This window comes from Variovorax sp. PAMC 28711, from assembly GCF_001577265.1.
GTDB lineage: Bacteria > Pseudomonadota > Gammaproteobacteria > Burkholderiales > Burkholderiaceae_C > Variovorax.
Genome location: NZ_CP014517.1, coordinates 321,698 through 335,439, shown reverse-complemented (window position 1 = coordinate 335,439; position 13,742 = coordinate 321,698). Strand labels below are relative to the sequence as shown.

Genomic DNA, 13,742 nt, shown 5'->3' with positions numbered 1-13,742 from the left:
CCAATGAAGGTTCTGGTACCTGTCAAACGGGTCGTCGACTACAACGTCAAGGTTCGCGTCAAGAGTGACGGCACCGGCGTCGACATCGCCAACGTCAAGATGAGCATGAATCCCTTCGACGAGATCGCCGTCGAAGAAGCGGTCCGACTGAAAGAGAAGGGCCTGGTCACCGAAGTGATCGCCGTCTCGTGCGGCGACACGAAATGCCAGGAAACCCTGCGTACCGCGATGGCCATCGGTGCCGATCGCGGCATCCTCGTCGAAACCACCGAAGAGCTGCAGCCGCTGGCCGTCGCCAAGCTGCTGAAGGCGCTGGTCGACAAGGAGCAGCCGCAACTCATCATCCTCGGCAAGCAGGCGATCGACGACGACGCCAACCAGACCGGCCAGATGCTGGCCGCGCTGGCCGACCTGCCGCAAGCCACCTTCGCTTCCAAGGTCGACCTGGCGGACGGCAAGGTCACCGTGGCGCGAGAAGTCGACGGCGGCATGGAAACCCTGACGCTCACGCTGCCGGCCGTCATCACGACCGACCTGCGCCTGAACGAGCCGCGCTACGTCACGCTGCCGAACATCATGAAGGCCAAGAAGAAGACGCTCGACGTCTTCAAGCCCGAAGACCTCGGTGTCGACGTTACGCCGCGCCTGAAGACCCTCAAAGTGAGCGAGCCGCCCAAGCGCGGTGCCGGCATCAAGGTGGCCGACGTGGCCGCCCTGGTCGACAAGCTCAAGAACGAAGCGAAGGTGATCTGACATGACTGCACTTGTTATTGCCGAACACGACCACGCGACCATCAAGCCCGCGACCCTCAACACCGTGACCGCGGCGATCGCCTGCGGTGGCGACGTGCATGTGCTGGTGGCCGGCGCCAACGCCGCCGAAGCCGGCAAGATCGCCGCGCAGATCGCCGGCGTCGCCAAGGTCATCGTGGCCGACAGCCCGAGCCTGGCCGAGAACCTCGCCGAGAACGTGGCTGCGCAGGTGCTGGCCATCGCCTCGAACTACAGCCACATCCTGTTCCCCTCGACTGCCAACGGCAAGAACGTTGCACCCCGTGTGGCCGCCAAGCTCGACGTTGCGCAGATCTCCGACATCACCAAGGTCGAGAGCCCCGACACTTTCGAGCGCCCGATCTACGCCGGCAACGCGATCGCCACCGTGCAGAGCACCGACGCGACCAAGGTGATCACCGTGCGCACGACCGGCTTTGATGCCGCGGCTGCGACCGGCGGCAGTGCCACCGTGGAAACCGCCGAAGGCGTGGCCGACAGCGGCAAGTCGAGCTTCGTCGGACGCGAAGTCACCAAGAGCGAACGCCCCGAACTCACCGCCGCCAAGATCATCGTGTCGGGCGGCCGTGCGCTGGGCAGCGCCGAGAAGTTCCAGGAAGTCATGGCCCCGCTGGCCGACAAGCTCAATGCAGGCCTCGGCGCTTCGCGTGCCGCTGTCGACGCAGGCTACGCGCCGAACGACTGGCAAGTGGGCCAGACCGGCAAGATCGTCGCGCCGCAGCTCTACATCGCTGCCGGCATCTCGGGCGCGATCCAGCATCTGGCCGGCATGAAGGACTCCAAGGTGATCGTCGCGATCAACAAGGACGAAGAAGCACCGATCTTCTCGGTGGCCGACTACGGCTTGGTGGCCGACCTGTTCGTGGCGGTGCCGGAACTGGTCAAGGCCATCTGATTCCCGACCGCTGACCGGTCTTCGAAGGGCATCGTTCGCGATGCCCTTTTCACATCTTTCGCTGGAGACAACCCCATGAGCTACACCGCCCCGATCAAGGACATGCTGTTCGACATCGAGCACCTCGCGAACATCGCGCAGGTCGCGACCATGCCGGGCCTCGAAGAAGCCGGACTCGAAACCGCGCAGGCCGTGCTCGAAGAATGCGCGCGCTTCAACCAGGACGTGATCGCGCCGCTGAATGTGGCGGGCGACCGCAATCCGTCGTCGTTCAAGGACGGTGTCGTCACGACGACGCCCGGCTTCAAGGAAGCCTTCGCGCAGTACGCCGCGGGCGGCTGGCAGGGGTTGCAGCATCCCGGCGAATTCGGTGGCCAGGGCTTGCCCAAGACCATCGGCGCCGCGTGCACCGAGATGCTGAACTCGGCCAACATGAGCTTCGCCCTGTGCCCGCTGCTGAGCGACGGCGCCACCGAAGCGCTGTTGACCGCCGGTTCGGATGAACTCAAGGCCATCTATCTCGAGAAGCTTGTGAGTGGCCAGTGGACCGGCACGATGAACCTGACCGAACCGCAGGCCGGCAGCGACCTGGCCATGGTGCGCAGCCGTGCGGAGCCGCAGGCCGACGGCACTTACAAGGTGTTCGGCACCAAGATCTACATCACCTACGGTGAGCACGACATGGCCGAGAACATCGTCCACCTCGTGCTGGCCCGCGTCTCCGGCGCGCCCGAGGGCGTCAAGGGCATCAGCCTGTTCGTGGTGCCGAAGTTCATGGTGGACCAGGACGGTTCGCTGGGTGAGCGCAACGATGTGCACTGCGTGAGCATCGAACACAAGCTCGGCATCAAGGCGTCGCCGACGGCGGTGTTGCAGTACGGCGACCACGGCGGTGCCGTCGGGTACCTTGTGGGCCAGGAGAACCGTGGTCTCGAGTACATGTTCATCATGATGAACTCGGCGCGCTACGCGGTCGGCGTGCAGGGCATCGCGATCGCCGAGCGCTCGTACCAGCATGCGGTGGCCTATGCGAAGGACCGCGTGCAGAGCCGCCCGGTCGACGGCTCGATGAACACCAGCGCGCCGATCATTCACCACCCCGACGTGAAGCGCATGCTCATGACGATGCGTGCCTACACCGAAGGCTGCCGTGCGATGGCCTCGGTAGCGGCAGCCGCCTACGACGCCGCGCACCACCACGAAGACGCCGACACGCGCAAAGAGAACGCGGCCTTCTACGAATTCATGGTGCCGCTGATCAAGGGCTTCAGCACCGAGATGAGCCTCGAAGTGACGTCGCTCGGCGTGCAGGTGCATGGCGGCATGGGCTTCATCGAGGAGACCGGTGCGGCGCAGTACTACCGCGACGCGAAGATCCTCACGATCTACGAAGGCACCACCGCGATCCAGGCCAACGACTTGGTGGGTCGCAAGACCGCGCGCGACGGCGGGCAGACCGCGAAGGCGATCGCCGCGCAGATCGAGAAGACCGAAGCCGAACTCGCGAAGAGCGACCGGCCCGCGGCGGCCGCGGTGCTGAAGCGCCTGACCGCGGCGCGCGAGGCTTTCGTCGAAGTGGTCGACTTCGTGGCCGGCCAGACGAAAGCGTCGCCCAACGCGGTGTTCTCGGGCAGCGTGCCGTACCTCATGCTGGCAGGCAACCTCATGGCCGGCTGGCAGCTGGCGCGCTCGCTGATCATTGCCGAAGACCTCGCATCGCGCAGCTTCGACACCGACTTCATGCTGGCGAAGATTGCCACCGCGCGCTTCTATGCCGAGCACATCCTGAACAAGGTGCCAGGCATCCGCGACAGCATCGTCGACGGCGCAGAAAGCGTGACCGCGCTGGCGCTCGAAGCGTTCTGATTCCGGTTTTCCAACAACTTCAAGAGACAAGACTCCATGTCGAAACTTCCTTCCGTCCTCGCCAACCTGCCGCTGCCGATCATCGGCTCGCCGCTCTTCATCATCAGCACGCCCAAGCTGGTGATCGCCCAGTGCAAGGCCGGCGTGGTGGGCTCCATGCCGGCACTCAACGCTCGGCCGGCAGCGCAGCTCGAAGAGTGGCTCATCGAGATCACCGAAGAACTCGCGGCCTACAACAAGGCCAATCCCGACAAACCGGCCGCACCGTTCGCGATCAACCAGATCGTGCACAAGAGCAACGACCGGCTCGAGCACGACATGGCGATGGTCGTGAAGTACAAGGTGCCGATCGTCATCACCTCGCTGGGCGCGCGCGTCGACGTCAATGAGGCGGTGCACAGCTACGGCGGCGTCACGCTGCACGACATCATCGACAACAAGTTCGCGAAGAAGGCCATCGAGAAGGGCGCCGACGGCATCATTGCCGTGGCAGCCGGTGCCGGCGGCCACGCGGGCGTGAAGAGCCCTTTCGCGCTGATTCAGGAAATCCGCCAGTGGTTCGACGGCCCCATCGCGCTGTCGGGTTCGATCTCCACCGGCGACGCGGTGCTCGCCGCCCAGGCCATGGGCGCCGACTTCGCCTACATCGGCACCGCTTTCATCGCGACCGAAGAAGCGCGCGCCAGCGACGGCTACAAGCAGGCGATCGTCGACGGCAGTTCCGACGACATCGTCTATTCCAACCTGTTCACCGGGGTGCACGGCAACTACCTCGCGCCGTCGATCGTGGCGGCCGGCATGGACCCGACCAACCTGCCTCAGGGTGATTTGAAGACCATGGACTTCGGTACCGGCGACGGCGCCAAGGCCAAAGCCTGGAAGGACATCTGGGGCTCGGGGCAGGGCATCGGCGCGATCACCGAAGTCGCCACCGCAGCTGCTTACATCGACAAGCTCAAGCGCGAATACAACGCGGCACGGCAGCGGCTCGCCCTGTGAGATGAAGTGACGTGAGGGCCCGCTGCGCAGCCTGACGGCCGGGCTGTGGGCAGGGCTGTTCAAGCGCCCAGCTACGCGTTATCATTCTGCAAATTTCAGTAAATACTGAAATTACGCAAAATAACAGAATGATCCCGATGCGCTCGCCACGACCGTCCTCGCGACCGATTGCACTGCCCTCGGCAGGCAATGCAGCGCTGGCAGGCGCGCCGCTGCTCTGGTTGCCGCAAGCCGCGCTGCTGGCGCTGGCGGTGCAGGGCATCGCCGATGGACGCGGTTTCGATGCGGCGTGGCAGCCCGCCCTCGGCATCGTGGTGCTTGGTCTCACAAGGGTGCTGTGCGAGGCATGGGGCGCGCGTCGCGTGTTCGCCATGGCGCGGGCGCGGCTGTCGATGTTGCGTGCGCAGGCGGTTGCCGTGCTGGCCGCAGGCGCGCCATTCGACAGCCGCCGCCCCGCATCCGGGCTGGTCGCCAGCGTGCTCGCAGAGCAGGCGGAGGCGCTGGTTCCGTACCTGGTGCGCTACCAGCCGGCCCGCCTGCGCGTCATGGTGGTCCCGTTGGTGATCCTTCTCGTGGTGGCCAGCCAGTCGTGGCTGGCAGCGCTGGTGCTGCTGTTCTCGGCGCCGGTCATTCCCCTGTTCATGGCGATCATCGGCTGGCGTGCACGTGCCGCGAGCGAAGCGCAGATGGTCGAGATGGGCAGCATGAACGCGTTCCTGCTCGATCGCCTGCGCGGACTCGCCACGTTGCGCGCTTTCGGCGCCGTCGATGCCACGGCCCTGCGGCTCGATGCGTCGGCCCAGTCGCTGCGCCAGCGCACCATGGCCGTCTTGCGCATCGCCTTCCTGTCGTCGGCGGTGCTCGAACTGTTCTCGGCGTTGGGCGTCGCGATGGTCGCAGCCTATGTGGGTTTTCATCTGCTCGGCACGCTGGGTTTCGGCGCGTGGGGACAGCGGCTCAGCCTGGGGCAGGGCATGTTCGTGTTGCTGCTGGCGCCCGCGTTCTTCGAGCCGTTGCGCGAGTTGTCCGCTGCATGGCACGACCGGGCCGCGGGACAAGCGGCACTGCAGGCCCTCGAACAACTCGGTCGCGCTGTGCCGCCGATGCCGGGCAGGGACGCGGCGCAGGGTGCGCAGGCTGCGAATGAATCTTCGCGCACCGCGCCGTCGATCGGCGTGCGAAACCTGCACTTCGCGCATGCGGGCGAAGCGCCCCTGTTCGAGGGCTTCGACCTGCGCGTCGGCGCAGGCGAGCACATTGCATTGATGGGCGACAGCGGCGCCGGCAAGACCGCGCTGCTTTCGCTGCTGGCGGGCCTGCAGACCGCGACCAGCGGCGACATCGTGATCGGCGGCATCACGCTCAACAACCGCACGGCCGCGGTCCTGCGCCAGCGCATCGGCTGGATGGGCCAGCGACCGCATGTGTTCGCAGGATCGGTCGAGGCCAATGTGGCGCTCGGCCGCGCCGAAGCCGACACGCGCCACGTCGAGGCAGCCATGCGGTTTGCCGAACTGGCGGATGTTGCCCAGGCGCATCCGCGCAGCATGTTGGGTGAGGGCGGCAACGGCCTGTCGGGCGGGGAAGCGGTGCGGCTCGCGCTCGCGCGCCTGGCGCTCCACCGCGATGCCGACCTGCTGCTGGTCGACGAACCCACCGCGCACCTTGACACCGACACGGCGCGTCGCGTGACGGACGCATTGCTCCGGCTGGCGCGCGGCAAGACACTCATCGTCGCGACGCACGACCCGGTGCTGGCCGCTCGCATGCACCGCGTGGTGTCGCTCGATCCGCTGCAGCAGCGGGAGGCCGCATGAGAGCGCCTGTCGACGAGCTGCGCACGGTGCTGCGCCCATTCGCAGCGACGCAGCCGCGTGCGCTGCTGCTCGGCGCTTTGCTCGCCTGCGTCACCGTGTTGTCGGGCATGGCGCTGCTCGGTCTGTCGGGCTGGTTCATCACCGCGACCGCGTTGGCCGGCTTGAGCGCGTCGACCGCGTTCATGTTCGACGTCTTCATGCCATCCGCCGGCATCCGGCTGCTCGCCGTGGGCCGCACGGCTGCGCGCTACGGCGAGCGGCTGGTGACGCACGACGCCACCTTCGCGGTGCTTGCGGCGCTGCGCGTGCGTCTCTTTCGCGGCTGGGCCGAGGCGGGCGCGGCGCGCGAGCTGATGGCGCGGCCCGCGCGCCTGCTGTTTCGACTCACCTCGGACATCGATGCACTGGAGTCGCTCTACCTGCGGTTGATCGTGCCGGCGCTTGCCGCGCTGGGCGCCGCATTGCTGGCGGGTGTCGTGCTCGGGTTCCTGCATGTCGGGCTCGGTCTGGTGTTCGCGTCGTGGCTTGCCCTCAGCGGTTTCGGCGCGGCCGTGGTCGTCGCGCGCCGCGCGGTGCGACCGGCCGCACAGCGCGGCCAGGCGATCGAAACACTGCGTTCGGGCGCGATCGATCTTGTCGCCGGCCAGGCCGATCTGGTGATGGCCGGGCGCATCGCTGCGCAGTGCGATGCAATGGCTGCAGCCGACAGCCGACTCGCCCGCGCCGACCTCGCATTGAACCGGCTCGAAACAGCATCCGGCGCTGCCTATGGTGTCATCGGCAGCCTGAGCCTGGCCGGCGTGTTGCTCGCCGTCGGCGCATTGGCAGGCGAGGGCGCGATCGGTGCCCCTGCCGCCGCGCTGGGACTGCTGATCGCGCTGACCGCCGTCGAGCCCTTCGCCGCCCTGCGCCGCGGCGCGCTCGACGCCGGTCGCACGTGGCTGGCGATTCGCCGCCTGGCACCGCGCATGCGCGACGACGAAGCGGTCGCGCCGAATGTGGCCCCACCCGTCGATCCCGACCTGGCATTGCAACTGCGCGATGTCGTTGCCAGTCACGGTGGCGCAGTGGCGGTGCTGCACGGCATTTCCCTGACGCTGCGCCGCGGCGAACGCGTCGCCGTGATCGGCGCCAGCGGCGCCGGCAAGTCGACGCTGCTCGCACTCGCAGCCGGCGAGCTCACCCCGATGTCCGGCGGGCTGCGCGCCGCGGCATCGTGCCTGCTCACCCAGCGCACCGAGCTGTTCCAGGACACGCTGCGCGACAACCTGCGGCTGGCCGATCCCACCGCGAGCGACGCCGCGCTCTGGCGTGCGTTGCAGCAAGCCGGGCTGGACACCGACGTCAGCGCGCTCGCAAGCGGGCTCGACACGCGGCTCAGCGAGGGCGGGCTCGGGTTGTCGGGCGGCCAGTCGCGCCGACTCGCGCTCGCGCGCTTGTTGCTGCGCCCGACCCCGCTCTGGCTGCTCGACGAGCCCACCGAATCGCTCGACGCCGCGGTCGCGCACGACGTGTTGCACCGGCTCGCCGCCGAGGCCGGCGATCGCACCGTGCTGATCGCCACCCATTTGCAGCGCGAGGCCGCGCTGGCCGACAGGCTCGTCTGTCTCGCTCACGGCCGCGTCGTCGCCGAGCTCGCGCGCGGCACCGAGCCGTTCGATGCGGCCCTGCGCGCCTTGCGCCCCGACTGATTTCAAGAAAGAAAAAGAGGAACCCCCATGGACCTGGACATCGTCGCGCTCTCCCGATTGCAGTTCGCGATCACAGCGCTCTATCACTTCCTGTTCGTGCCGCTCACGCTCGGACTGTCGATCCTGCTCGCCATCATGGAGACCGTCTACGTGATGACGGGCCGCGTGATCTGGCGCGACATGACCAAGTTCTGGGGCGTGCTCTTCGGCATCAACTTCGCGATGGGCGTCGCGACCGGCGTGGTGATGGAGTTCCAGTTCGGCATGAACTGGAGTTATTACAGCCACTACGTCGGCGACATCTTCGGCGCGCCGCTGGCGATCGAAGGGCTCATGGCCTTCTTCCTCGAAGCCACGTTCGTCGGGCTGTTCTTCTTCGGCTGGGACAAGCTCTCGAAGGTCGGTCACCTCGTCACGACCTGGGCGGTGGCGATCGGCTCGAACTTCTCGGCGCTGTGGATTTTGATCGCCAACGGCTGGATGCAGAACCCGGTGGGCTCGGCCTTCAATCCGCAGACGATGCGCATGGAGGTCACCGACTTCTTCGCAGTGCTCACCAACCCGGTGGCGCAGGCCAAGTTCGTCCACACCGTGTCGGCGGGCTATGTGTGCGCGGCGGTGTTCGTGCTCGGCGTGTCGGCCTGGTATCTGCTGAAGGGCCGCCATGTCGAACTGGCCAAGCGCTCGATGACGGTGGCGGCCTCGTTCGGACTTGCAGCGACGCTGTCGGTCGCGGTGCTCGGCGACGAGAGCGGTTATCTCTCGAGCGAGCACCAGAAGATGAAGCTCGCGGCCATCGAAGGCATGTGGGAGACCAAGCCGGCGCCCGCCGCGTTCACCGTGGTCGGCTTTCCCGACCAGGCCGCGCGCGAGACGCACTACGCGATCCACATCCCCGCGATCATGGGCCTCATCGGCACGCGCTCGCTCGACACCGTGATCCCCGGCATCGACGAACTCGTGAAGCGCGCCGAGGTGCGGATTCGCCTGGGCATCCAGGCCTATGACGCGCTGCAGCAGATCCGCGCTGCGGGCAGCACGCAGACCGTGACGCAGGGCGTGCGCGACAGCTTCGAGAACAACGGGCCCGACCTCGGCTATGCGTTGCTGCTCAAGCGCTACGTCGACGATCCGCGCCAGGCGACCGATGAACAAATTGCCAAGGCGGCGTGGGACACGGTGCCGCAGGTGGCGCCACTCTTCTGGCTGTTTCGCGTGATGGTCGGTATCGGCATGATTCTGATCCTGCTCACCGGCATCTTCTTCGTGCTGTCGGCGCGGCGCCGGCTCGACCGCCACCGCTGGCTGCTGAAGGCCGCCGTGTGGGCGATCCCGTTGCCGTGGATTGCCATCGAGGCCGGCTGGCTGGTGGCCGAGTTCGGCCGGCAGCCCTGGGTCATCGAAGGCGTGCTGCCGACGGCGGTGGCCGTGTCGGACCTCGGCGTGACGACGCTGCTCATCACGCTGGCCGGCTTCATCGCGATCTACACGGTGTTGTTCGTGATCGAGATGAAGCTGCTGCTCAAGGTGATCCGGAAGGGACCGGAACTGGAGCATTCACCCGAGGTCGGCGCGACCTCTCCACGACGTGTGCCCGCGGCACATCTCCCCCTCGCCGCAACGGAGTGACCCATGGTCCTGCATCAACTTCTCGACTACGACACCCTGCGCCTGATCTGGTGGGTGCTCATCGGCGTGCTGCTGGTGGGCTACGCCGTCACCGACGGCTTCGATCTCGGCAGCGGCATCCTGCTGCCGTTCGCGGCCCGCAACGACGTGGAGCGCCGCGTCGTCATCAACAGCGTGGGCCCGGTGTGGGAGGGCAACCAGGTGTGGCTCATCCTCGGCGGTGGTGCCATCTTCGCGGCCTGGCCGCAGCTCTACGCGGTGTCGTTCTCTGGCTTCTATCTCGCGATGTTCGTGATCCTCACCGCGCTGATCCTGCGGCCCGTCGCGTTCAAGTTCCGCAGCAAACGCGAAGAGCCTTCATGGCGCGCGCGCTGGGATTGGGTGCTGTTCTTCAGCGGACTGGTGCCGGCATTGATCTTCGGGGTGGCCATCGGCAACGTGCTGCAGGGCGTGCCGTTTCGCTTCGATGCGGACATGCACATCTTCTACGACGGCAGCTTCTTCGGCTTGCTCAACCCGTTCGCGCTGCTGTGCGGGCTGGTGTCGGTCGCGATGCTCGTGATGCACGGCGCCGCGTGGCTGGTGCTCAAGACGGCCGGGCCGGTGGCGGAGCGCGCACGTACCTTCGGCATGGTGGCCGCGGTGCTCACGATCGCGCTCTACGCGCTGGCCGGCGTGTTGCTGGCGTCGTTCATCGGCGGGTACCGCATCAGCAGCGTGGTCGATGCGATCGGACCTTCGAACCCGATGCTCAAAACCGCAGAGCTGCACGCCGGTGCCTGGATGGTCAACTACGCAGCGCATCCGTGGACGATGGCTGCGCCCGCGTGTGGATTCATCGGCGCGCTGGGTGCGCTGGCCGGGCTCGCGGCGCGGCGCGGTGGCCTCGCGCTGGTCGCCGCGGCACTCGGCATCGCCGGCATCATCCTGAGCGTGGGTGCGTCGATGTTCCCGTTCATCCTGCCGTCGTCGATCGACCCGCGCGCCAGCCTCACCGTGTGGGATTCGTCGTCGAGCCACCTCACGCTGTTCATCATGCTGGTGGTCACGGCCTTCTTCATCCCGATCATCCTGGCGTACACGACGTGGGTCTATCACGTGCTGTGGGGCAAGGTCGACGAACAAGCGATTCGCGACGAGACCTCGCACGCCTACTGATCAAGGAACAAACGCTATGTGGTACTTCTCCTGGATTCTTGGACTGCCGCTGGCAGCCGCTTTCGCCGTGCTCAACGCCATGTGGTACGAGCTGATGGACGACGACGCCGTGCGGGAAGACAAGCTGGAAAAGCCTTGATGCTCCGGTGCTTGCTGTTTGCGTCGCCACGCCCTGTCCACTCAAAGGTCGACACCGGTGAAGACCGATCTACCGGATGCCCGCCAAGGCAACCGTCCCCGTCGCACGCTGCAATATCTCCGATGCATCGGCTTCACTGAGCGCCATCTCGTCACCCGACCAGGCCACGAAGTGATCGGGCCGCACGAGCACGACTGCAGCATCGTAGCGAGCCGCCTCGCCGGCGGCCGGCTCGGCCACCACGCGCAGCGGCACTGACAACGCAGCGGCCGCACGCCTGAATGCATCGACTGCTTCCGCAGCCGCACCCATGTCCAGCAGCGTGAATTCAGCGCCCAACTCATCGAAGACGTTGCGTCCCGAATCGAGCAGTGCGGGCGCCAGGTGGTGCCCCGGTCGCGCTTCGAAGCGATGCGCACCGACCGCACTGGGCGTCGACTCGGGCACCTCGCCCTGCATCGACAGCGGCGAGCCTTCGTAGTGGGGTTCGAAGGCGAGCACCTCGCCCACCGCGCCCTTCGCACGAGCCTGCCACGAGCTTTCGAAGCCGGCCGGATCGCGCCCCGGATCATGGCTCTCGAGAAAAGCGCGATCAACTTCAATCGAACGGGCGATGAAGTCGCGCATCGTGGACGCGAACACAGGTCGTCGCTCGGCATCGTAGGAGTCGAGCAGTGCATCGCCGCCCCAACCCTGCAGCGTCGCGGCCAGCTTCCAGCCCAGGTTTCGCGCGTCTTCCAGCCCCGAGTTGACACCGTAGCCGCCGTAGGGCGGATGGCTGTGCGCCGCATCGCCCGCGATGAAGACGCGATCTTTCCGGTACGCGTCCGCCATCATGAAGCGAAGGTCCCAGAAGCCGATGTGTTCGAACTCGATGTCGAAGAGCGCGCCCACCGCATCCTGCAGATAGGCGCGAAAGTCGAAGTTGTCCTTCGTGGTCCCCGGCGGCACCGGTGCGTGGAAGAACCAGGTGCTGCCCAGGTCGACGCGCCCGAAGAACTTCCAGTAGCCCTTGAGCTCGGGATGCAGCACGTTGTAGTACGACTTGCCGGGATAGCGCGCCAGCAGGCGATGAAGCTCGTGCGAGCGGAACACCAGCAGGACCATCATGCGGTCGTGATCGGTTTTGGTCTGGGTCATGCCCACCTGCTCGCGCACGACCGAGCGGCTGCCGTCGCACCCGACGAGATAGTCCGCGCGCAGTACGCGGCGCTGGCCGCTTTCACGATCCTCGACCTCGATCGTGACGCCATCGGCGTCTTGCGTCACGGCTTGCGCGGCATAGCCGTAGAGCGTTTGCACTTCAGGCAGTTCTGCCACGCGCGCGCGCAGCACGGCCTCGGTGGCGTATTGCGGCAGGCGTTCGTTGGCGGTGAAGTAATACGGCTTCACCAGGTCGCGCTGCAGCCAGTCGTAGGTGTGCGGCCCGAGCAGCGTGCCGTAGGCCGTCAGGCCGCCGATGCCGTACTCGGGCGGAATGGTCCGCGCCGCGCGCAACTGCTTTTCCGCGCCCCAGAAATGAAAGTGCTCCATCGTCCGTTGCGTGAGGTTCTGCCCCTTGGGAATGGGCTGCGGTTCGCGGTAGCGCTCCACCACGATCGTGCGCACGCCGCGCTGTCCCAACTCGATGGCCAGGCCCATGCCGACCGGGCCACCGCCCACGACGACGACTTGCGCATCTGCCTCGCGTTCGCTGTCGCCAACCTTCGTTCGACCGTTCATTGCGCTGTGATTCCTTGTGCCTTGATCAGCTCGGCCCAACGCTTCGCGTCGGCTGCCATGAGTCGTCCGAATTCGTCAGGTGTGTCGTGGGCAGGCGTCATGCCCTGCACCTCGAAAGCCGTCTTGATGGCGGGGTCCTTGAGGATTTCATCGAGCGCCTTGTTGAGCCGATCGATGACGGGCTTCGGTGTCCCCGCAGGGGCCAGCACGCCGTACCACATGTCGACGTTCAGGTTGCCGACGTTCAGCGTGCTCAGAGGCGGCACATCCGGCAACAAGGGGTTCGCCTTGTCCGAACTGATCGCCAGTGCCTTCAGCTTGCCGGCCTTGACCTGCTGCAGCGCGACATGGATCGGCAGGAACATCACGTCGATCTGGCCGCCGAGCATGTCGGTGACGGCGGGTGCGGTGCCTCTATAGCTGATGTGCGTCAGAGAAACATGGGCGCGGTTCTTCAGCAGTTCCATGGCCAGGTGATGCGGTGTGCCGGCACCGGGGGAGCCGTAGTTGAGCGCCCCGGGTTCTTTCTTCGCGCGTGCGATCAAGCCCTGCAGCGAATCGATCTTCGACTTGAGACTGGCCACCAGAATGAGCTGGCCCCAACTGGTCAAGCTCACCGGTGCCAGGTCGGTCATCGGATTGAAGGGCAAGCCTGGATAAAGCGCGGCGTTCATCACCAGCGTGTTCACGCTGACCAGCAGCGTGCTGCCATCAGGCGTGGCGCGGGCCACTTCCTGTGTGCCGATGTTGCCGGAGGCGCCGGGCTTGTTGTCGACGAACACGGGGCGGTTCAGGCGCGACGTCAAACCCGGTCCGATCTGGCGGGCGATCATGTCGATGCCGGTTCCGGGCGTGAAGGGCACGACCAGCCTGATCGGCGCGTCGCCCTGCGCGCGTACCCACGGTGCGGCCACGGCGGCCAGGCCGCCGAGCACGATCTGGCGTCGTCGCAAGGCGGGGGAACGAGGAAGAAGAGGGATGGTCATTTTTGTCTCGGTGGTGCTTTGCATGAGAATGTCCGCCAATCCTTGACC

Annotated in this window: 11 protein-coding genes; 9 read left to right on the top strand and 2 right to left on the bottom strand. The window is 66.4% G+C overall.

Translation table 11 applies throughout. From position 1 onward, the window contains the following. Positions 1-3: 3 nt before the first annotated feature. From AX767_RS01830 to cydX, 9 genes are all read left to right on the top strand, one after another. On the top strand, positions 4-753 hold the full coding sequence (locus AX767_RS01830) for an electron transfer flavoprotein subunit beta/FixA family protein (protein ID WP_068628122.1): 750 nt from the start codon (positions 4-6) through the stop codon (positions 751-753). 1 nt (position 754) lies between these two features. Beyond that, the gene (locus AX767_RS01825) at positions 755-1,687 is read left to right on the top strand and encodes an electron transfer flavoprotein subunit alpha/FixB family protein (protein ID WP_068628118.1); all 933 of its coding nucleotides are present in this window, start codon (positions 755-757) and stop codon (positions 1,685-1,687) included. A gap of 75 nt (positions 1,688-1,762) precedes the next feature. Next, the gene (locus AX767_RS01820; protein ID WP_068628116.1) at positions 1,763-3,553 is read left to right on the top strand and encodes an acyl-CoA dehydrogenase; all 1,791 of its coding nucleotides are present in this window, start codon (positions 1,763-1,765) and stop codon (positions 3,551-3,553) included. A gap of 36 nt (positions 3,554-3,589) precedes the next feature. Continuing rightward, positions 3,590-4,552 carry an NAD(P)H-dependent flavin oxidoreductase gene (locus AX767_RS01815; RefSeq protein WP_068628114.1) on the top strand — a complete coding sequence of 321 codons (963 nt, stop codon included), beginning with the start codon at positions 3,590-3,592 and terminating at the stop codon, positions 4,550-4,552. A gap of 128 nt (positions 4,553-4,680) precedes the next feature. Continuing rightward, on the top strand, positions 4,681-6,369 hold the full coding sequence (gene cydD, locus AX767_RS01810) for a thiol reductant ABC exporter subunit CydD (RefSeq protein WP_068628112.1): 1,689 nt from the start codon (positions 4,681-4,683) through the stop codon (positions 6,367-6,369). Then, positions 6,366-8,060 carry a thiol reductant ABC exporter subunit CydC gene (gene cydC, locus AX767_RS01805; protein ID WP_068628110.1) on the top strand — a complete coding sequence of 565 codons (1,695 nt, stop codon included), beginning with the start codon at positions 6,366-6,368 and terminating at the stop codon, positions 8,058-8,060. The genes cydD and cydC overlap by 4 nt, the downstream gene beginning before the upstream one ends. A gap of 27 nt (positions 8,061-8,087) precedes the next feature. After that, positions 8,088-9,689: a cytochrome ubiquinol oxidase subunit I gene (locus AX767_RS01800; protein ID WP_068628108.1), complete on the top strand. Its 1,602-nt coding sequence runs from the start codon at positions 8,088-8,090 to the stop codon at positions 9,687-9,689. Between the two features lie 3 nt (positions 9,690-9,692). Beyond that, the gene (gene cydB, locus AX767_RS01795) at positions 9,693-10,847 is read left to right on the top strand and encodes a cytochrome d ubiquinol oxidase subunit II (protein WP_068628106.1); all 1,155 of its coding nucleotides are present in this window, start codon (positions 9,693-9,695) and stop codon (positions 10,845-10,847) included. A gap of 16 nt (positions 10,848-10,863) precedes the next feature. After that, complete coding sequence (gene cydX, locus AX767_RS01790; protein WP_068628104.1) at positions 10,864-10,986, top strand: cytochrome bd-I oxidase subunit CydX; 123 nt, start codon at positions 10,864-10,866, stop codon at positions 10,984-10,986. A 69-nt stretch (positions 10,987-11,055) separates the two neighbouring features. Here cydX and AX767_RS01785 read toward each other — a convergent pair whose 3' ends face one another. Both AX767_RS01785 and AX767_RS01780 read right to left on the bottom strand, forming a co-directional pair. Continuing rightward, the gene (locus AX767_RS01785) at positions 11,056-12,708 is read right to left on the bottom strand and encodes an FAD-dependent monooxygenase (RefSeq protein ID WP_068628102.1); all 1,653 of its coding nucleotides are present in this window, start codon (positions 12,706-12,708) and stop codon (positions 11,056-11,058) included. Then, the gene (locus tag AX767_RS01780; RefSeq protein ID WP_068633242.1) at positions 12,705-13,694 is read right to left on the bottom strand and encodes a Bug family tripartite tricarboxylate transporter substrate binding protein; all 990 of its coding nucleotides are present in this window, start codon (positions 13,692-13,694) and stop codon (positions 12,705-12,707) included. Before AX767_RS01780 ends, AX767_RS01785 begins: the two co-directional genes overlap by 4 nt. Positions 13,695-13,742: the final 48 nt, after the last annotated feature.

Excerpts from the sequence above, each read along its gene's own strand:
- AX767_RS01830 (WP_068628122.1), top strand. The coding sequence starts at position 4 with ATGAAGGTTCTGGTACCTGTCAAACGGGTCGTCGACTACAACGTCAAG.
- AX767_RS01820 (WP_068628116.1), top strand. The coding sequence starts at position 1,763 with ATGAGCTACACCGCCCCGATCAAGGACATGCTGTTCGACATCGAGCAC.
- AX767_RS01800 (WP_068628108.1), top strand. The coding sequence starts at position 8,088 with ATGGACCTGGACATCGTCGCGCTCTCCCGATTGCAGTTCGCGATCACA.
- AX767_RS01825 (WP_068628118.1), top strand. The coding sequence starts at position 755 with ATGACTGCACTTGTTATTGCCGAACACGACCACGCGACCATCAAGCCC.
- cydD (WP_068628112.1), top strand. The coding sequence starts at position 4,681 with ATGATCCCGATGCGCTCGCCACGACCGTCCTCGCGACCGATTGCACTG.
- AX767_RS01780 (WP_068633242.1), bottom strand. The coding sequence starts at position 13,694 with ATGACCATCCCTCTTCTTCCTCGTTCCCCCGCCTTGCGACGACGCCAG.
- AX767_RS01815 (WP_068628114.1), top strand. The coding sequence starts at position 3,590 with ATGTCGAAACTTCCTTCCGTCCTCGCCAACCTGCCGCTGCCGATCATC.
- AX767_RS01785 (WP_068628102.1), bottom strand. The coding sequence starts at position 12,708 with ATGAACGGTCGAACGAAGGTTGGCGACAGCGAACGCGAGGCAGATGCG.
- cydC (WP_068628110.1), top strand. The coding sequence starts at position 6,366 with ATGAGAGCGCCTGTCGACGAGCTGCGCACGGTGCTGCGCCCATTCGCA.
- cydX (WP_068628104.1), top strand. The coding sequence starts at position 10,864 with ATGTGGTACTTCTCCTGGATTCTTGGACTGCCGCTGGCAGCCGCTTTC.
- cydB (WP_068628106.1), top strand. The coding sequence starts at position 9,693 with ATGGTCCTGCATCAACTTCTCGACTACGACACCCTGCGCCTGATCTGG.